The following is a 17,484-nucleotide window of genomic DNA, read 5'->3' as shown; positions in this document are numbered from 1 at the left end:
GACGGTTCCACCCTAGCGTGCAGCCACCGCGACGCGCAACGCAATCCCGTCCTTAACCTAACCGATCAAGGTTACTCCTTCTCTGCTTTACCTTTTTTCTTCCCGTTCTCCGTAGAGTCCCGGTCCTTGCCGTTGCCGTTCTCCTTGCGGCGGTTGGTGAAGCGCGCATTGCCGAGCCCGGTGCCGATGGTCAGCACGCCCCAGCGCTCGACATGCTGCATGAACGGCACCTCGGAGAGGCCCTGAACCACGCCGTCATTGTGCATCAGGATCGCGGTGTCGTGCCCGCCGATCTCGGGGATGGCCTCGACCAGGCTCGCCGGCAGGTTGAACTTGCTGCTTTCCCAATTGCCCGGCAGGTTCTGCGCGCCCTTCTCGATCGAACCGTCCGCGTTGATCACGCCGGGACAGGCGATGCCGATGAAGGGCGCCAGCTTGAAGCCTTCGGCCTGGGCGTCATCGATCAGGCCCTGGAGCATCTTGACCAGCCGTTTGACTGCCGCTTCCCGGCTCGGCTCATCATCGGCGTGGCGCCACAGATCGGATTTGAAGACCACCGCCTTCGACAGGTCAGGCGCCTTCTTCCAGCGCGTCTCGACGATGCCGCAACGGATGTTGGTTCCGCCGATGTCGACCGCGAGGATGCTGTCATAGGCCTCGAATATCCAGGACGGCGCGAGATGCAGGGCTCCGATCAGGCCGGCATCATCGGGATCGAAGCGGATCGGCAGCAGGTCGACCTTGAAGCCTTCCGCTTTCAGAATGATCTCGGCCCGGGCAATGGCGATTTCGCCGAGCCGGCTGGCGCGAAAGCCGCCACCGACCACGATGCATTCGGTCTTGGCCCAGGCCTTGGTCTTGAGGAACCGCCGCGTGACGTAAGCGAGCTCCTGGGCAAAATCCTCGATCGCGCTGTGCACGACGGCCGTTGCCTCCGTGTCGTCGCCGACCAGAACGGCATCGAGGACCTTCTTGCTGATCTTGTCAGACGGCTCGTCGCCGAAGGGGTCCTCGCCGCTCTTGCGCAGCGGCTTGCGCCACCGTTCGAGAATCTCGCGAAACGCACCCTTGCTGGCGCGATCGCCGAGGAAGCCGTCGTCGTCCTTGATCTCGATGTTGAAGCTGTCGACATCGACCGACGGCAGGCGGCTCGCCCCGTGCTGGGCGATGCCCGTCGTCTTGACCAGTTCGTCTGTTGCCATGGGAGCCCTTGCCCGCATATCTGTTGCGGCGAACTAACTGCGGGGGAACCGGTTTGTTGCAAAGCCGGCCGAGATTTGGCGGAAGGCCGCCGGCGCAGCCAAATCCTTCAAATCCGGGCCGTTTTCGCCCGGTTTTCCTTGACTTGCGGCTGTTGGCCGCTATAAGTCCCCCAGCCGGCGCGGGGCGTTTCTCGCGCCGCATGTTTTTGCGTGGGCTTTCAATGGGATAACTCCCGTCCGCACAAAACGCATATAAACCCATAGCGACTGACAAAAAGCCGACCCGGACGATGCTCGTCCCGAGGCCGGGATTGAACACGGAGAAAGAACGATGTTCGCAGTCATCAAAACCGGCGGCAAGCAATACCGCGTCGTGCCGGATGATGTTCTCGAAGTTGGCAAGATCGCCGGCGAAGTCGGCACGATCGTGCAGTTGAATGAAGTCCTGGTGGTCGGTGGCGACACGCCCGTGCTGGGCGTTCCGACGGTCGCAGGCGCGTCCGTTGCGGTCGAGGTGCTCGACCACAAGCGCGGCCCGAAGGTCATCGCCTTCAAGAAGCGCCGCCGCAAGAACTCGCGCCGCAAGCGCGGCTACCGCGACGAGATCACGGTGCTCCGTATCTCCGAGATTCTGACTGACGGCGCCAAGCCCACCAAGGGCCCGCGTCCGAAGAAGGAGAAGGTGGCCAAGGAGCCGGCAGCGGAAGCCGCCGAATAACGGGATGTGATCACGCCAATTCACGAATTGATGCGTGAGAAATCGTGAAATGATTCCGTCAAGGAATTGATCTAGAAATACGCAGGATTTCGGAGACGAGCCATGGCTCACAAAAAAGCAGGCGGTTCATCGCGCAACGGACGCGATTCGAAGGGCAAGCGCCTCGGCATCAAGGCGTTCGGCGGGGAGATCGTCACTCCCGGCAACATCATTGCGCGTCAGCGCGGCACCACCTGGCACCCCGGCCTTAATGTCGGCATGGGCACGGACCACACTTTGTTCGCCAAGGTTGAAGGTCGTGTTGCGTTCCAGGCCAAAGCCAACGGCCGCACCTTCGTATCGGTGCTCCCGATCGCAGAGGCGGCTGAATAGAACGGTGGATCAAATCGGAGTCCGCCGGGTCCTACCAAACCGGCGGAGTCCCAGAGATCAACAGATCGAAGGCTCCAGGGGAGGCGGGAAACCGGCCTCCCCTTTTCTTTGACTTGCTCACTTTGATTTAGTGACTTTCACGGAGCCGGACATGTTGCAGGACTTCTCGAGCGTGACCTTGCGGGAGGCGAGACCCAGCGTCGTCGCCACCGAGCGGCTGACCTTGCGGCGGCCGACCCTCGCCGACGTCAGGACCATCGCCCGGCTCGCCAACGACCGCCGCGTCGCCGAGAACACGCGCCGCCTGCCGCATCCCTATTCGCAGGACGACGCCATCGAGTTCATCCGCGCCACCGCCGAGCCCGGCAGCGAGACCGTGTTCCTGATCGAGCACGACAGCGGCCCGGTCGGCATGGTCGGGATCGACTGCTCCAAGCCCGGCCACGCCGAACTCGGCTACTGGCTCGGCGTCGAGCATTGGGGCCAGGGCTTCGCCACCGAAGCTGCGCGCGGCGCGATCGACTTCTTCTTCGAGGAGTACGAGGACGACCATCTCCATGCCGGCGCCCGCGTCACCAACCCGGCCTCGCGCAAGGTGCTGGAGAAGTGCGGCTTCCAGTGGAGCGGCGTCCAGCTGCACCGCTTCCTGGCGCTGGGCTCCTCGACGCCTGTCGACTGCTTCCGCCTCTCCCGCGGCGTGTGGGCGTCGCTGAAGAGCTGGAGCAGCGCGCGACGGGTGAGGTAGGTCCCGATCACCCTCCCCCGGCCCTTCAGGGGAGGATGGGCATCACGCCGGCGGATTCACTTCCGTGCTCTCGCGCCCGAGATCACGCTCACGCACATAGATGTAGAATCCCGCGCCGATGATGATCGCCGCGCCGACGATGGTCGCGATCGAGGGCACATCCCCGAACACGATGAAGCCGAAGATCACGGCCCAGACGATCATCGAATATTGATACGGTACCACCACGCTCGCCGGCGCGAGCTTGAGCGAGCGGTTGACGCAGAACAGCGCCGTCACCGAGATGAGCCCCGCCAGCGCGAAGAACACGAGGCTGCCCGGCGTCGGCGGCACCCAGTGGAATGCCGACAGCACCGCGCCGAGCGAGAACGTGCCGATGAATTGCGAGGACGCCATCACGATGTCGGGCGTCTTGCGCAGGCTGCGCGTGATCAGCATCAGGGTTGCGAAGGACAGGCTGCCGCCGAGCGCGATCAGCGCCGGCAGGCTGACGGTCTGGGCCGACGGCCGCAGCGCGATCAGGACGCCGCAGAAGCCGATCAGGATTGCGGTCCAGCGCCGCCAGCCGACCTTCTCGCCGAGGAAGATCGCCGACATCGCGGTGACGAAGATGGGGCCGGCGAGATAATAGGTGATGACGTCGGCAAGCGGCAGATAGACGGTCGCGAGGAAGAAGGCAGCGACCTCGAGCGTCGAGAGCACGACGCGAAACAGCTGCAGGCCCGGCCGCTCCAGATGCAGGAACCGGTGACGCTGCTTCCAGATCAGCGGCGACAGCAACAGCAGCGCCGCGCAGGCGCGCAGGAACAGCAGCTGCCCCACCGAATAAGTCCCGACCAGGAACTTGCCCATGGCATCGCCGAACGAGAACATGAAGATCGACAGCACCATCAGCGCGATGCCGGCAAGGCGCGCGGAACGATCGTCGTAGGCGGAGAGGTTCTTGAAGAAGGGCATCGATCGGACTGCGAGGGATCGTCATTGCGAGCGCAGCGAAGCAATCCGGAATTTTTCCGCCGCAGCAGCCTGGATTGCTTCGCTGCGCTCGCAATGACGGGGAGAGAGCGTCAGGAATCGGCGAATAGTGTCGCTTGCGGTCGTTTTAATGACGTGAGCGACCGCGACAAGCCCACTACCGCTGAATTGAACGGATTGTCGCACCGTTCGCGTCGCGGTAGCGATAAGCCCCGCACCGACAAGAGAGCTTGGACATGACCGATTTCGATCCGACCCAGCATCGCATGATCCCTACACAACGCTGGTTTGAGGATTTCGTGGTCGGCGAGCGCTTCGTGCTGCCGAGCCGCACCCAGACCTCGGCCGTGTTCGCCGCATTCCAGGCCGCGAGCGGCGACACCCATCCCGTGCACTACGACGTGGAATATTGCCGCAGCCGCGGCATGCCGCATCTGCTCGCCCACGGCTTCCAGACCCTGATCCACACCGCGCCCGGCGCCGGCCTGTTTCCGTTCATGGTCGAGGACTCCCTGGTCGGCTTCCTCGAGCAATCGAGCCGGTTCCTCAAACCCGTCTTCGCCGAGGACACCATCTATCCCGCGCTCGAGGTCACCGAGCTGGTGCCGGGACGCACCACCGGCGTGGTGACGCTTCGCAGCACCGTGTTCAACCAGCGCAAGGAGCTGGTGCTGGAGGGCATGCAGAAATTCCTGATCCGGCGCCGGCCGACTGGTTAAGCAAGGGCCGAAATTCGCGGAATTTCAGCCGATTTGCGGGTCAATCCGGGTTGCCGGAGGGGGCCGGCTGGCCTACCTATGGCCCATGAAATTCCTCGACGAAGCAAAGGTCTATATCCGCTCCGGTGACGGCGGGAACGGCTGCGTGGCGTTCCGCCGCGAGAAGTTCATCGAATTCGGCGGTCCCTCCGGCGGCAATGGCGGCCGCGGCGGCAATGTCATCATCGAGGTCGCCGACGGGCTGAACACGCTGATCGACTACCGCTACCAGCAGCACTTCAAGGCCCAGAAGGGCGAGAACGGCATGGGCTCGGACCGTCACGGCGCCAACGGCAAGAACATCGTGCTGAAGGTCCCACTGGGCACGCAGATCTTCGACGAGGATCGCGAGACGCTGATCCACGACTTCACCAAGGTCGGCGAAAAATTCGTGCTGGCCGAGGGCGGCAATGGCGGTTTCGGCAATGCGCATTTCAAGTCGTCGACCAACCGCGCGCCGCGCAACGCCAATCCCGGCCAGCCCGGCGAGGAGCGCTGGATCTGGCTGCGGCTGAAACTCATTGCCGATGCCGGCCTCGTCGGCATGCCCAATGCCGGCAAGTCGACCTTCCTGTCCAAGGTCAGCGCGGCGCGGCCGAAGATCGCGGACTATCCCTTCACCACGCTGCATCCGCAACTCGGCGTCGTGAATGCCGACGGCCGCGAGTTCGTGCTCGCCGATATTCCCGGCCTGATCGAAGGCGCGCATGAAGGCACCGGCCTCGGCGATCGTTTCCTCGGCCATGTCGAGCGCTGCCGCGTGCTCTTGCATCTCGTCGACGCAACAAGCGAGCACGCCGGCAAGGCCTACAAGACGGTGCGCAACGAGCTCGACGCCTATGGCGGGCAGCTCACCGACAAGATCGAGATCGTGGCGCTGAACAAGATCGACGCGGTCGAGCCGGACGAGCTGAAGAAGCAGAAGGACCGCCTGAGGCGCGCCGCCAAGAAGACCCCGCTGTTGATCTCGGGCGTCACCGGCCAGGGCGTCAAGGAAGCCTTGCGCGCATTGGCCGATGTGATCGGCGAAAGCCCGGTCTCCGCCAAGGCGAAGAGCGCGGCCGAAGCGGAGCCGTGGTCGGCGTGAGTTAAGCACCGCTCTCTCGACACCTCTCCCTTCGGGAGAGGTTTTCTTCGCGCCATCAATAGCGCAATATCCGGCAAACGAAGTGACGGAGCGACAAGCATGGCGCGCGCGAAGAACGTTCTCTGGATCATGTGCGACCAGCTTCGCTATGATTATCTCGGCTGTACCGGCCACCCCACGCTGAAGACACCGAACATCGACGCGATGGCGAAGCGCGGCGTGCTCTTCACCAAGGCCTATGTGCAATCGCCGATCTGCGGTCCGTCGCGGATGTCGTTCTATACCGGGCGCTACATGCGCTCGCACGGCTCACACTGGAACGGCTGGCCGCTGCGCGTCGGCGAGCCCACGCTCGGCGATCACCTCAAGAAGATCGGCGTGCGCAACGTGCTGGTCGGCAAGACCCACATGGCGCCCGACCTCGAAGGCATGAAGGCGCTGGGCATCCCGCCGGAATCGATGATCGGCGTGCACGTCGCCGAATGCGGCTTCGAGCCCTATGAGCGCGATGACGGTCTGCACCCCACCGGACGGCCGCGCCCGAAATACGACGAGTATCTGCGCAGCCAAGGCTTTGAAGCGACCAATCCCTGGGAGCACTGGGCCAATTCGGGCGCGGCCGAGGATGGTTCGCTGCAAAACGGCTGGCTGCTGGTGCATGCCGACAAGGCCGCGCGCGTGCCGGAGGAGCATTCCGAGACGCCCTACATGACGCGGCGCGCGATGGACTTCATTGCCGAGGCCGAGACGGACGGACGGCCGTGGTGCCTGCATCTGTCCTACATCAAGCCGCACTGGCCCTATATCGCGCCAGAGCCCTATGCCAGCATGTATTCGACCGACGACATGATCCCGGTGATCCGCTCCGAGCGCGAGCGGCAAAATCCGCATCCGGTGTTCGGCGCCTATATGGACATGCGCTACTCCCGCAACATGGCGCGCGACGATGCCCGCGAGAAGGTGATCCCGACCTATATGGGCCTGATCACCCAGATCGACGACCAGATGGGCGTGCTGATGAAGTTCTTGGGTGAACGCGGCCTGCTGGAGACCACCACGATCGTGTTCACCTCCGATCACGGCGACTATCTCGGCGATCACTGGATGGGCGAGAAGGACCTGTTCCACGAACAGTCGGCGAAGATTCCGCTGATCATCATCGATCCCTCCAGGGAAGCCGACGCTACGCGCGGCACGCGCAGCGACGCGCTGGTGGAAGGCATCGACCTTGCGCCGACCTTCGTGGATTATTTCGGCGGCAAGGTGCCGGGCCACATCCTGGAAGGACGCTCGCTGTTGCCGCTGCTGCGCGGCGAGAGGCCGCCGGATTGGCGCAAGGTCGTGTTCTCCGAATACGACTACGCCATGCAGGACGTGCGGCTGAAGCTGAACCAGCCGATCGAACGCTGCCGCCTGTTCATGGTGTTCGACGGCCGCTGGAAATATATCCACGCCTCCGGCTTCCGTCCGATGTTGTACGACCTCGAAACCGATCCGGAAGAGTACGTCGACCGCGGCGATGATCCCGAATGCGCCGGCGTCATCGCGCGGTTGCAGGCCGAGCTGTTCGACTGGGCTCTGCATCCGAGCGACCACATCACGACGTCGCGCGAGAAAATCGCTGCCTATGCCGACAACCAGCTCCAGGTGAAGGGCGGGATCTTGATCGGCATCTGGGATGAGAAAGAGCTCGCCGCGATCAAGGACGGCATCGCCGAGCGCGCGAAGATGTGAGCTAGTCTTCGCCTCTCGAACCCCGATCTTTCAGCAGGTCATTGCGAGCGCAGCGAAGCAATCCAGAATCCTTCCGCGGAAAGACACTGGATTGCTTCGCTCCGCTCGCAATGACGATGGGCAGCATCGAAGAATTCGATTCTCACCGCCCCGCGCTGACTCCCCCTCACCCGCCCCTCTGCCCACAAGCGGGGCGAGGGAGCGGACCTCAATTCTCGATCCTGTATCCTGTCGCCTTGACGATCGGCTGCCAGAACGCCGTGTTCGCGGCGAGCTCTTTCGACAGTCCTTCCGCATTGCTGCCGACCGGGATCAGGCCGATCGCGGTGAGCTTCTCCTTCACCTCCGGCTTCGCAAGCGCCGCGCTTGCGGCGGCGCCGAGCTTGCTCGCGAATTCCGGCGGACTGCCGGCGGGAAGCCACATTCCGTACCAGGCGTCCGCGACGAGATCGATGCCGCTCTCCTTCAGCGTCAGAACCTCAGGCGCAAACGGCGAACGCTGCGCGCTCGACACCGCAACGATCTTCACGCCCTTGGCGCGATGCTGAGGCAGCGCATCGGCCAATGTCGTGATCCCGAAGGAGATGTGACCGCCTACGAGGTCGTTGAGGATCGGCGCGCTGCCGCGATAGGGTACGCGCGTCAGGGGAATGCCGAGGTCCTTCTCAAGCTTGGAGCCCATGAAATGCGGAATGGTGCCGTTGCTCGGCACACCGAACGAGGTCTTGTCGGGATGCGCCTTCAGCCACGCGACAAATCCCTTGAAATCGGCGGCATCGATGGCCGGGCCGATCACCACTGCGAACTCGAACCGCGCAAGCAGCGACACCGGCACGAAGTCCTTGGCCGAGTCGAAACTCGGTGTCGTCTCCACCATCGGCAGCAGGTACATGGTCGGGCCTGTCGTCACCAGCACCATGCTGCCGTCGGGGCTCGCGCCCCTCACCGATTTGATCCCAATCAGGCCGTCACCGCCGGTGCGATTCTCGACCACGACGGTCCGTTGCAGCACCGGCGCGATCTCTTGCGCTATCAGCCGGCACAGCGTGTCGCCGCCGGCCCCCGCCGCAAACGGGAAGATGATCTTGGTGAGGCCAACCTGCGCATGTCCCGCATCCACATGCGCTAGCAGCGGCAATCCGAGACATCCGGCCAGGAATTTGCGGCGATCCATTCGTTTCCTCGTCCAGCCCGTTATTGGTTGGCGGCATTAGAGCCGGGTCAGCGGGCAACACAAGGCCGACCTTCGCCCTTTACCATTCCGGCCGCCTTGCGCCGGCCATCGTCCTGCTGCAAAAGCAGCCTCGTCGGCACCGCCCGTCGCGCCGCCGTTTTCAGAGCAATTTCGTCCCGTAGCGCCCAGCACATACACACATGGCCAGCCCCGAACTCAGTCAATTCCGCCGCATCGTCGTCAAGGTCGGCTCCGCGCTGCTGGTCGATTCCGACAAGGGCGAGGTGCGGGCGTCCTGGCTCGCCGCGCTCGCCGACGACATGGCCAAGCTGCACAAGGAAGGACGCGACGTCCTCGTCGTGTCCTCCGGCTCGATCGCGCTCGGCCGCAGCCGGCTCAAATTGCCACGCGGCCCGCTGAAGCTGGAAGAGAGCCAGGCCGCCGCCGCGGTCGGGCAGATCGCGCTGGCGCGGATCTGGTCGGAGGTGCTGGGGGCGCACGGCATCGGCGCTGGCCAGATCCTGGTCACGCTGCAGGACACCGAGGAGCGCCGTCGCTACCTCAATGCGCGCTCCACCATCGGCAAGCTGCTGGAGTGGCGCGCCATCCCCGTCATCAACGAGAACGACACGGTCGCGACCACCGAAATCCGCTACGGCGACAACGACCGCCTCGCCGCGCGCGTCGCCACCATGGCGAGTGCCGATTTGCTGGTGCTGCTGTCCGACATCGACGGGCTCTACGACGCCCCGCCCAAGAACAACCCGAACGCCAAGCTCATTCCCGTCGTCGACAGCATCTCCTCGGAGATCGAGGCCGTGGCGGGCGATGCCGAGTCCGAGTTGTCGCGCGGCGGCATGCGCACCAAGGTCGAAGCGGCCAAGATCGCGACGACAGGCGGCACCCACATGCTGATCGCCTCCGGCAAGATCGAGCATCCCCTGCAGGCGATCGCCGATGGCGGCCGCTGCACCTGGTTCCTGACGCCCGCCAATCCCATCACCTCGCGAAAGCGCTGGATCGCGGGCACGCTGGAGCCGAAGGGCACGCTGACGATCGACGCCGGTGCGGTGACGGCGCTGCGCGCCGGCGCCAGCCTGCTGCCGGCCGGCGTGATCAAGGTCGAGGGCCAGTTCGCGCGCGGCGATGCCGTGATCGTGCGCGGCCCCGATACCAGCGAGATCGGCCGCGGCCTGATCGCCTACGACGCCGACGACGCCGAACGCATCAAGGGCCGCTCCTCGCCGGACGTGATGACCATCCTCGGCATCAGCGGCCGGGCCGAGATGATCCACCGTGACGATCTGGTGGTGGGCGGGTAAGGCCCTGCGGCCCTTTTTGCTAGGCCAGTGACCTGGCCAGCCCGCCACCGGGGAGACCTGCCATACCCTCCCCGCCCTTCGCAAAAGCAGGATTTCCGTGCTAGGACACCGCCTTAGCAGAAGGTTGAACCCCATGGCCGCCCCCCTCAAAGCCGTTGACGGCAATGCCGATCGTACTAGCGATCTCTTGGCGCTGATGTCCGACCTCGGAACCCGTGCCCGCGCTGCCGCGCGCGCGCTGGCGTTGGCGCCGCCGGAGCAGAAGAACCGGGCCCTGGAAGCCATGGAGCGGGCAATCCGCGCCAACTCGGCGGCGATCCTCGCCGCCAATGCCGAGGACGTCGCCGAGGCCCGCACCGCCGGCAACATGACCTCCTCCTTCATTGACCGCCTGACGCTGACGCCGGCGCGGGTCGAATCGATGGCCGAGGGCATCGGCATCGTGCGCGGCATCGCCGATCCCATCGGCGTCGTCACCGAGAGCTGGCAGCGGCCGAACGGCATGACCATCGAACGCGTGCGGGTGCCGCTCGGCGTCGTCGGCGTGATCTTCGAGAGCCGCCCGAATGTTGCGGCGGATGCCGGCGTGCTGTGCCTGAAGTCCGGCAATGCCGTGATCCTGCGCGGCGGCTCGGACAGTTTCCGTTCGTGCCGCGCGATCCATGAATGCCTGGTGCAGGGCCTGCGCGAGGCCGGCCTGCCCGAGGCTGCGGTCACGCTGGTGCCGACACGCGACCGCGCGGCGGTCGGCATGATGCTGTCGGGGTTGAACGGCACCATCGACGTGATCGTGCCGCGCGGCGGCAAGAGCCTCGTCGCGCGCGTCGAGCAGGAGGCGCGCGTGCCTGTGTTCGCGCATCTCGAAGGCGTCAACCACGTCTATGTCGATGCCAGCGCCGACCTCGCCATGGCGAAGTCCATCGTGCTCAACGCCAAGATGCGCCGCACTGGCGTCTGCGGCGCGGCCGAGACGCTGCTGGTCGATCGCGCGGCTGCTGGATCGAGCCTGAAGCCGCTGGTCGAGATGCTGATCGAGGCCGGCTGCGAAGTGCGCGGCGACGATGCCGTGCAGAAGGCCGATGCACGCGTAAAGCCTGCAAACGACGAGGATTGGGACACCGAATATCTCGACGCGATCATCGCGGCGAAGGTGGTGGACGGCGTCGACGGCGCGATCGCGCACATCCAGAATCACGGCTCGCATCATACCGATGCGATCGTGAGCGCTGACGAGCGTGCGGCGAAGAAATTCCTGAGCGAGGTCGATTCCGCTATCGTGCTGCATAACGCCTCGACGCAGTTTGCCGATGGCGGCGAGTTCGGCTTCGGCGCCGAGATCGGCATTGCCACCGGCCGCTTCCACGCCCGCGGCCCTGTGGGCGCCGAGCAACTCACGAGCTTCAAGTATCGCGTCCACGGAACCGGGCAGACGCGGCCGTAAGCCATGTTGCAGGGCGGGCATTGAGCAACAAATTCGTCGTGCCGCGTTTTGTGGCGCAAGCGGTCCCGCCCCACACGGAGGGCATGCGCATCGGCCTGCTCGGCGGCTCTTTCAACCCGCCGCATCAGGCGCATCGCGCGATCAGCCGGTTTGCTCTGAAGCGTCTTCAGCTCGATCGCGTCTGGTGGCTGGTGACCCCCGGCAATCCGCTCAAGGAGAACGGCAATCTGCACGAGCTCGGTGCGCGCATGCAGGCCGCGCGCGATGTCGCCGATGATCCGCGCATCGAGGTGAGCTGTCTCGAATCCGTCATTCGCACACGCTATACTATCGACACGATCAACACCTTGCGCCGCCGCTTCTCGGGCCTGCGCTTTGTCTGGATCATGGGCGCCGACAACCTCGCTCAATTCCATCGTTGGCAGGACTGGCGGCGCATCGCCGGCCAGGTGCCGATGGCGGTCATCGATCGCCCGCCGCAGAGTTTTCGCGCCCTCGCCTCGCCCGCCGCCCAAGCGCTATCTCGTTACCGTCTGCCGGAGAACAAGGCAGCGCTGCTTGCGGACCGGCCGGCCCCGTCCTGGGTGTTCCTGACCGGATTGAAGCTGAATCTGTCCTCGACCGGGCTGCGGAACCCGGACGGGAGCTGGAAAGGTACGAAATGAGATGGAGTGTGCAGGCTTCCTGGGGATGTCGGCCTCTCTGGCATATTGAAACCCTTAACCCCACATGATGTAGTGTCACAAGCGAGCGCCGGATTCGGTCCTCGCGATACAGTGAAAGGAATGGTCCCTGGCCACATCTGTATTGTCCAAGTCTGTTTTACCCAAGGTTGCTAAGCCTACGCGTAAAACATCGACCAAAGCTGCGGCCTTGCAGGCGCAACCCGACGCCGACAAGACGCTGAGCCTGATCCTCTCCCGCCTCGAGGATATGAAGGCGGAAGAGACGGTCACCATCGACCTTCGCGGCAAATCGGCATACTCCGACTACATGATCGTCACCACCGGCCGGGTGAACCGGCACGTCGGTGCGATCGCGGAGAACGTGACGAAGGGCCTCAAGGAAACCGGCATCAGGAACATCCATGTCGAGGGCTTGCCCAATTGCGACTGGGTGCTGATCGATTCCGGCGATGTGATCGTGCACGTGTTCAGACCCGAGGTCCGTGAGTTCTACAATCTCGAGAGATTGTACACGCAGGGCCCAGGGGCGGCGAAGGCGATCTAGAGGCTGACGAAGCCGATTTCGAATCGGCTGACGCGCATGCTAGCGTCGTGCGCGCGCCTGATGCGCGCGACCTCGAAAACCCGACGCTGAAACCATCATGCGCGTTGCAGTCATTGCGGTGGGCCGGCTGAAGCAGGGCCCCGAACGGGAGCTTGCCGACCGCTATTTCGAGCGGTTCGACGAGGCCGGCCGCAAGCTTGGTTTCCGCGAGCTCAGCATCCACGAGATTCCCGAAAGCCGCGCGCGCGACGCCGCGACGCGAATGGCTGAAGAAGCCGCGGCGATCTCGACGCATATCCCTGAAAAATCCGTCCTGGTGGCATTGGACGAGCGCGGCCAGAATCTCGACTCCACCGTATTCGCACGGCATCTCGGGCGCTGGCGCGACGAGGGTGCCGGACATACTATCTTCGTGATCGGAGGGGCGGACGGACTTTCGCCCGAATTGCGCCGTAAGGCGAAGCTCGCGATCGCGTTCGGCTCTGCGACCTGGCCGCACCAAATGGTCCGCGTCATGCTTCTGGAACAGCTTTATCGGGCCGCCACCATCCTGGCCGGCCACCCCTATCACCGCGCGTGATGCGCGCCACAACGAGCCTTTGCCTGAAGCGATGCGAGCGCCCGTCCTCAACCTGCTGATTGCAAGCCTCGCAGGCGCAAACCTCGCAGGCACAAGCCTCGCACAAGCTCAGGCGGCAGCGCCTGCGCCGCAGACCGCAGCCGTCTCGCCCGACGCCATCAAGCAGCGCGAGCAGGAGCTGGAAGCTGCGCGCGCAAGACAGAAGAGCGCCGAGGAAGCGCAAGCCAAGCTGAAGGCCGAGATCACGGCGCTCGGCCAGGACCGCACCCAGCTCAATCAGCAGCTGATCGACACGGCCGCCAATGTGCGAGGCGTCGAGGCCAAGATCGACGAAGCCGAAACGCGGCTGAAGGCGCTGAACGGCCGTGAGCAGCAGATGCGCTCTTCGCTTGATTCGCGCCGCGCCGACATCGTCGAGGTGCTGGCGGCACTGCAACGGGCCGGAAGGCGCACGCCGCCGGCGCTGCTGGTGCGCCCTGAGGATGCACTGCAATCCTTACGCACCGCGATGCTGCTCGGCGCCGTCGTGCCGGAATTGCGCGGCCGCGCGGAAAAAATAGCAGGCGAGCTCGGCGAGCTCATCGCCTTGCGCAAGAACATCGCGAGCGAACGCGACCAGCTCGCCGCCGACCGCGACCGGGTCAGGAGCGACCAGACCCGCCTCATCGCTCTGGTCGAGGAGCGGCAGCGCCAGCAGGCGGCGCGCGAAAAGGATCTCGACGCCGAGAATTCGCGCGCCATCGCCCTTTCAAGGCAGGTCGGCGACCTCCAGGGGCTCATCACCAAGATGGAGCAGGACCTGCAGAGCGCCGCCAAGGCTGCCGAGAAGGCCGAGAAGGCCGCCGAGGCCGCAAGGCAGGCCGAGGCCAAAGCGGCGGCAAATGCGGCCGCCAGCGCCAAATCCGGCCCCGCCGCTTTCAAGGACCGGTCCCGGACCACCCCCGCGATCGCCTTCGCCTCGGCCAAGGGCCTCCTGCCCCTTCCGGTTAACGGTAACAAGATCAGGGACTTTGGCGGTTCCGACGGGGTCGGCGGGGTGCAGAAGGGCATTTCGCTGGCGACCAAGCCCGGCTCCCAGGTCACGACGCCGTGCGATGGCTGGGTTGTGTATGCCGGCCCGTTCCGCAGCTATGGACAACTCTTGATCCTCAACGCCGGGGGCGGGTATCATGTCCTGATCGCCGGGATGGAGCGCATTTCGGTCAACATCGGACAGTTTGTGCTCACGGGGGAGCCTGTCGCGACCATGGGGTCGACCTCTCAAGTCGCCTCCATTCTCGCCACGAACGCGAGTCAACCTGTGCTGTATGTCGAGTTCCGTAAAGACGGCACTCCAATCGATCCAGGCCCATGGTGGGCCGCAAATGAAGGCGAGAAGGTTCGCGGATGATGCGCAAGACTTCAGTAATCCTCCTCAGCGCAGCCACCGGTGCGGCGCTGACGCTGTTCGTGACCCAGCCGCGCGCGGTGTTCATGGGCTCCAGCGCGCGAGCCGCGACCGCGGACACCTATCGCCAGCTCAATCTGTTTGGCGACGTGTTCGAGCGCGTGCGCTCCGACTATGTCGAGAAGCCCGACGACACCAAGCTGATCGAATCCGCCATCAGCGGCATGCTCACCGGGCTCGATCCGCATTCGAGCTACATGGACGCCAAGAGCTTCCGCGACATGCAGGTGCAGACCCGCGGTGAGTTCGGCGGCCTCGGCATCGAGGTCACGATGGAGGACGGCCTGATCAAGGTGGTCTCGCCGATCGACGACACGCCGGCCTCGCGCGCCGGCATCATGGCCAACGACATCATCACCAATCTCGACGACGAGGCGGTGCAGGGCCTGACCCTGAACCAGGCGGTCGAGAAGATGCGCGGTCCTGTCAACACCAAGATCAAGCTCAAGATCATCCGCAAGGGCCAGGACAATCCGATCGACGTGACGCTGGTGCGCGACAACATCCGCGTCCGCTCGGTGCGTGCGCGCGTCGAGGCCGACGACATCGCCTATATCCGTATCACCACCTTCAACGAGCAGACCACCGAAGGCCTGAAGCGCGAGGTCGCCAACCTCTCGAATCAGATCGGCGACAAGCTGAAGGGCTACATCATCGATCTCCGCAACAACCCGGGCGGCCTGCTCGAGGAAGCGGTGACCGTCTCCGACTCGTTCCTTGAGAAGGGCGAGATCGTCTCGACCCGCGGCCGCAATGCCGAGGAGACCCAGCGCCGCACCGCGCATGCGGGCGACCTCACCAAGGGCAAGCCGGTCATCGTGCTGGTCAATGGCGGCTCCGCCTCGGCCTCGGAAATCGTCGCCGGCGCGCTGCAGGACCACAAGCGCGCGACCATCGTCGGCACGCGCTCGTTCGGCAAGGGCTCGGTGCAGACCATCATCCCGCTCGGCTCGGGCAACGGCGCGCTGCGCCTGACCACGGCGCGCTACTACACGCCGTCGGGCAAGTCGATCCAGGCCAAGGGTATCGTGCCCGACATCGAAGTGCTGCAGGACGTGCCGGACGAGCTGAAGTCGCGCACCGACACCAAGGGCGAGGCTTCGCTGCGAGGCCATCTCAAGAACGACGGCGACGAGAAGACCGGCTCGCAGTCCTACGTGCCGCCGGACGCCAAGGACGACAAGGCGCTCAAGCTCGCCGACGATTTGCTCCACGGCATCAAGAACAGCGCCTCCGCCGCGCCCACCCCGGGCAGCGACAAGGCGGCGGCCGACAAGCCCAAGGCGGCAAACTAACAAGGCGACGAACTAAGTCGGCGCACCGCGCGATCTCACGAAAAGGGCGGCTCCTGGAGCCGCCCTTTTTGCTTGGAACTCCTGTCGTCCCCGGCCTATCCCGGCCTGCCGCCGCTTGACCGCGCCGTGGTATCGTCGAGACCAGTGATTCGGGATCGGGCATGACTGAAACGGCCGATGATCTGAGCGCCCCGCTCGGACAGGACAAGCCGCGCCGCAAGCGCCGGCTGCGGTTGCCGTTCACCGCCATGCAGCTGCTGGCCGGCCTGCTCGGCCTGTTCCTGGTGACCTTTGCGGGCTTTGCCATCTTCAACAAGGACCCGCTCGGCGGCGAGCCGATGACGCGGATCGCGATTCGCGAGCCGAAGGTCACGGACGAGAAGCCGGCCTCGAGCCAGGAAAGCAAGCCAGAGGGCAAGCACGAGACGGCACCCAAGCAGGCCGCGCCCGGCGAGCAGAAGACCGTCACCATGATCGACGGCTCGACCGGCGCGCGGCACGACGTGGTGATCGGCGCCGGCGAGGCCGCCGACAAGGGCGAGGCGGCGTCCGCCCCGCCGCCTGTCATGGCCGGGATCGATCCCAAGCTGCTGGAGAAGTCGCGCTACGGCATGATCCCCGCGGCCGCCGGCGACATGAAGCCGTTCAACGTCTATGCGGCGGATGCCGACCGCGCCAAGGCCGCCAGGATGCCCGTGGTCGCGATCGTGATCGGCGGCCTCGGCGTCGGCGCCGCCAAGACCGTGGATGCGATCATGAAGCTGCCGCCAGCGGTGACGCTGGCCTTCACGCCCTATGGCGCCGATCCCGGCAAGCTCGCCGAGCGGGCGCGGGCCCAGCGCCACGAGATCTTCCTGCAGATCCCGATGGAGCCCTACGACTTCCCGGACAACGATCCGGGGCCGCAGACGCTGCTGACCTCGCTCAGCCCCGACCAGAACATGGACCGCCTGTACTGGCACCTCAGCCGGATGCAGGGCTATGCCGGCCTCACCAATTTCATGGGCGCCCGCTTCATCGCGACGGAGCCGGCGATGCAGCCGATCATCCGCGAGGCGGCCAAGCGCGGCCTCGGCTTCTTCGACGATGGTTCCTCGCCCCGCAGCATCGCGCCCCAGGCCGCGGCGAACGCGTCGATGCCGTTCGGCAAGGGCGACATCGCGATCGACGTGGTGCCGACCCCGACCGAAATCGACCGCGCCCTGACCAAGCTGGAATCGACGGCCCGCGAGCGCGGCGTCGCGGTCGGGATCGCCTCGGCCCTGCCGGTCTCGATCGAGCGCGTCAGTGCCTGGACCAAGACATTGGGCGACCGAGGTATCCTCTTGGTGCCATTGACAACCGCGATGCTGAAATCAAAATCCAGCTAAATCAACGGATTGGTACGGCACGGGTCGCGCGGGA

General features: G+C 65.0%; 17 protein-coding genes. 14 read left to right on the top strand and 3 right to left on the bottom strand.

The genetic code is table 11. The annotated features are described in order from the left end of the window. Positions 1–71: 71 nt before the first annotated feature. Positions 72–1,202 (bottom strand): ROK family protein, encoded by a 1,131-nt coding sequence (locus ACRQ5Q_RS02110; RefSeq protein ID WP_439395793.1) that lies wholly within the window; start codon positions 1,200–1,202, stop codon positions 72–74. 331 nt (positions 1,203–1,533) lie between these two features. On the opposite strand from ACRQ5Q_RS02110, the gene rplU reads away from it, so the two are divergent. The 3 genes from rplU (at position 1,534) to ACRQ5Q_RS02095 (ending at position 3,037) form a co-directional block, all read left to right on the top strand. Next, positions 1,534–1,920 (top strand): 50S ribosomal protein L21, encoded by a 387-nt coding sequence (gene rplU / locus ACRQ5Q_RS02105; protein ID WP_439372460.1) that lies wholly within the window; start codon positions 1,534–1,536, stop codon positions 1,918–1,920. Between the two features lie 102 nt (positions 1,921–2,022). Next, a complete protein-coding gene (gene rpmA / locus ACRQ5Q_RS02100) occupies positions 2,023–2,292 on the top strand; it encodes a 50S ribosomal protein L27 (protein ID WP_018643862.1) in 270 nt (89 codons plus the stop codon). Between the two features lie 151 nt (positions 2,293–2,443). After that, complete coding sequence (locus ACRQ5Q_RS02095) at positions 2,444–3,037, top strand: GNAT family N-acetyltransferase (RefSeq protein ID WP_439372459.1); 594 nt, start codon at positions 2,444–2,446, stop codon at positions 3,035–3,037. Positions 3,038–3,079: 42 nt separating this feature from the next. On the opposite strand, the gene ACRQ5Q_RS02090 is transcribed toward ACRQ5Q_RS02095, so the two are convergent. Further along, positions 3,080–3,994 carry a DMT family transporter gene (locus ACRQ5Q_RS02090; protein ID WP_439395791.1) on the bottom strand — a complete coding sequence of 305 codons (915 nt, stop codon included), beginning with the start codon at positions 3,992–3,994 and terminating at the stop codon, positions 3,080–3,082. A 254-nt stretch (positions 3,995–4,248) separates the two neighbouring features. Between ACRQ5Q_RS02090 and ACRQ5Q_RS02085 the strand changes: the two genes are divergently transcribed. The 3 genes from ACRQ5Q_RS02085 to ACRQ5Q_RS02075 all read left to right on the top strand — a co-directional run bounded on the left by ACRQ5Q_RS02085 (position 4,249) and on the right by ACRQ5Q_RS02075 (position 7,591). Further along, positions 4,249–4,731 (top strand): MaoC family dehydratase, encoded by a 483-nt coding sequence (locus tag ACRQ5Q_RS02085; protein ID WP_439372457.1) that lies wholly within the window; start codon positions 4,249–4,251, stop codon positions 4,729–4,731. 85 nt (positions 4,732–4,816) lie between these two features. After that, complete coding sequence (obgE, locus tag ACRQ5Q_RS02080) at positions 4,817–5,857, top strand: GTPase ObgE (protein WP_439372456.1); 1,041 nt, start codon at positions 4,817–4,819, stop codon at positions 5,855–5,857. Positions 5,858–5,956: 99 nt separating this feature from the next. Further along, positions 5,957–7,591 (top strand): alkaline phosphatase family protein, encoded by a 1,635-nt coding sequence (locus tag ACRQ5Q_RS02075; RefSeq protein ID WP_439395789.1) that lies wholly within the window; start codon positions 5,957–5,959, stop codon positions 7,589–7,591. A gap of 208 nt (positions 7,592–7,799) precedes the next feature. Here ACRQ5Q_RS02075 and ACRQ5Q_RS02070 read toward each other — a convergent pair whose 3' ends face one another. After that, positions 7,800–8,765 carry a Bug family tripartite tricarboxylate transporter substrate binding protein gene (locus ACRQ5Q_RS02070; RefSeq protein ID WP_439395787.1) on the bottom strand — a complete coding sequence of 322 codons (966 nt, stop codon included), beginning with the start codon at positions 8,763–8,765 and terminating at the stop codon, positions 7,800–7,802. Between the two features lie 200 nt (positions 8,766–8,965). On the opposite strand from ACRQ5Q_RS02070, the gene proB reads away from it, so the two are divergent. The 8 genes from proB (at position 8,966) to ACRQ5Q_RS02030 (ending at position 17,450) form a co-directional block, all read left to right on the top strand. Then, positions 8,966–10,087 carry a glutamate 5-kinase gene (gene proB / locus ACRQ5Q_RS02065; protein ID WP_439372453.1) on the top strand — a complete coding sequence of 374 codons (1,122 nt, stop codon included), beginning with the start codon at positions 8,966–8,968 and terminating at the stop codon, positions 10,085–10,087. Positions 10,088–10,220: 133 nt separating this feature from the next. Then, positions 10,221–11,528: a glutamate-5-semialdehyde dehydrogenase gene (locus tag ACRQ5Q_RS02060; RefSeq protein WP_439395785.1), complete on the top strand. Its 1,308-nt coding sequence runs from the start codon at positions 10,221–10,223 to the stop codon at positions 11,526–11,528. Between the two features lie 20 nt (positions 11,529–11,548). Beyond that, the gene (locus ACRQ5Q_RS02055; RefSeq protein ID WP_439372451.1) at positions 11,549–12,193 is read left to right on the top strand and encodes a nicotinate-nucleotide adenylyltransferase; all 645 of its coding nucleotides are present in this window, start codon (positions 11,549–11,551) and stop codon (positions 12,191–12,193) included. 208 nt (positions 12,194–12,401) lie between these two features. After that, positions 12,402–12,758, top strand: coding sequence for a ribosome silencing factor (rsfS, locus tag ACRQ5Q_RS02050; protein WP_439372450.1), 357 nt, complete (start codon positions 12,402–12,404; stop codon positions 12,756–12,758). Positions 12,759–12,855: 97 nt separating this feature from the next. Continuing rightward, positions 12,856–13,338, top strand: a complete 483-nt coding sequence (gene rlmH, locus ACRQ5Q_RS02045) for a 23S rRNA (pseudouridine(1915)-N(3))-methyltransferase RlmH (RefSeq protein WP_439372449.1) — start codon at positions 12,856–12,858, stop codon at positions 13,336–13,338. 31 nt (positions 13,339–13,369) lie between these two features. Beyond that, on the top strand, positions 13,370–14,728 hold the full coding sequence (locus ACRQ5Q_RS02040) for a murein hydrolase activator EnvC family protein (protein ID WP_439395783.1): 1,359 nt from the start codon (positions 13,370–13,372) through the stop codon (positions 14,726–14,728). Further along, on the top strand, positions 14,725–16,080 hold the full coding sequence (locus ACRQ5Q_RS02035; RefSeq protein ID WP_439372447.1) for a S41 family peptidase: 1,356 nt from the start codon (positions 14,725–14,727) through the stop codon (positions 16,078–16,080). The genes ACRQ5Q_RS02040 and ACRQ5Q_RS02035 overlap by 4 nt, the downstream gene beginning before the upstream one ends. A gap of 161 nt (positions 16,081–16,241) precedes the next feature. Beyond that, positions 16,242–17,450 carry a divergent polysaccharide deacetylase family protein gene (locus tag ACRQ5Q_RS02030; RefSeq protein WP_439395781.1) on the top strand — a complete coding sequence of 403 codons (1,209 nt, stop codon included), beginning with the start codon at positions 16,242–16,244 and terminating at the stop codon, positions 17,448–17,450. Positions 17,451–17,484: the final 34 nt, after the last annotated feature.

Origin of the sequence: Bradyrhizobium sp. PMVTL-01, assembly GCF_051861855.1 — a bacterium.
Classification (GTDB): Bacteria; Pseudomonadota; Alphaproteobacteria; order Rhizobiales; family Xanthobacteraceae; genus Bradyrhizobium.
Note: the sequence above shows the minus strand (reverse complement) of the source record. Positions and strands in the feature narration are given on the sequence as shown.

Bases quoted from the DNA above. Each gene is read 5' to 3' on its own strand.
- ACRQ5Q_RS02110 (WP_439395793.1), bottom strand. From the start codon at position 1,202: ATGGCAACAGACGAACTGGTCAAGACGACGGGCATCGCCCAGCACGGG.
- rplU (WP_439372460.1), top strand. From the start codon at position 1,534: ATGTTCGCAGTCATCAAAACCGGCGGCAAGCAATACCGCGTCGTGCCG.
- rpmA (WP_018643862.1), top strand. From the start codon at position 2,023: ATGGCTCACAAAAAAGCAGGCGGTTCATCGCGCAACGGACGCGATTCG.
- ACRQ5Q_RS02095 (WP_439372459.1), top strand. From the start codon at position 2,444: ATGTTGCAGGACTTCTCGAGCGTGACCTTGCGGGAGGCGAGACCCAGC.
- ACRQ5Q_RS02090 (WP_439395791.1), bottom strand. From the start codon at position 3,994: ATGCCCTTCTTCAAGAACCTCTCCGCCTACGACGATCGTTCCGCGCGC.
- ACRQ5Q_RS02085 (WP_439372457.1), top strand. From the start codon at position 4,249: ATGACCGATTTCGATCCGACCCAGCATCGCATGATCCCTACACAACGC.
- obgE (WP_439372456.1), top strand. From the start codon at position 4,817: ATGAAATTCCTCGACGAAGCAAAGGTCTATATCCGCTCCGGTGACGGC.
- ACRQ5Q_RS02075 (WP_439395789.1), top strand. From the start codon at position 5,957: ATGGCGCGCGCGAAGAACGTTCTCTGGATCATGTGCGACCAGCTTCGC.
- ACRQ5Q_RS02070 (WP_439395787.1), bottom strand. From the start codon at position 8,765: ATGGATCGCCGCAAATTCCTGGCCGGATGTCTCGGATTGCCGCTGCTA.
- proB (WP_439372453.1), top strand. From the start codon at position 8,966: ATGGCCAGCCCCGAACTCAGTCAATTCCGCCGCATCGTCGTCAAGGTC.
- ACRQ5Q_RS02060 (WP_439395785.1), top strand. From the start codon at position 10,221: ATGGCCGCCCCCCTCAAAGCCGTTGACGGCAATGCCGATCGTACTAGC.
- rlmH (WP_439372449.1), top strand. From the start codon at position 12,856: ATGCGCGTTGCAGTCATTGCGGTGGGCCGGCTGAAGCAGGGCCCCGAA.
- ACRQ5Q_RS02040 (WP_439395783.1), top strand. From the start codon at position 13,370: ATGCGAGCGCCCGTCCTCAACCTGCTGATTGCAAGCCTCGCAGGCGCA.
- ACRQ5Q_RS02035 (WP_439372447.1), top strand. From the start codon at position 14,725: ATGATGCGCAAGACTTCAGTAATCCTCCTCAGCGCAGCCACCGGTGCG.
- ACRQ5Q_RS02030 (WP_439395781.1), top strand. From the start codon at position 16,242: ATGACTGAAACGGCCGATGATCTGAGCGCCCCGCTCGGACAGGACAAG.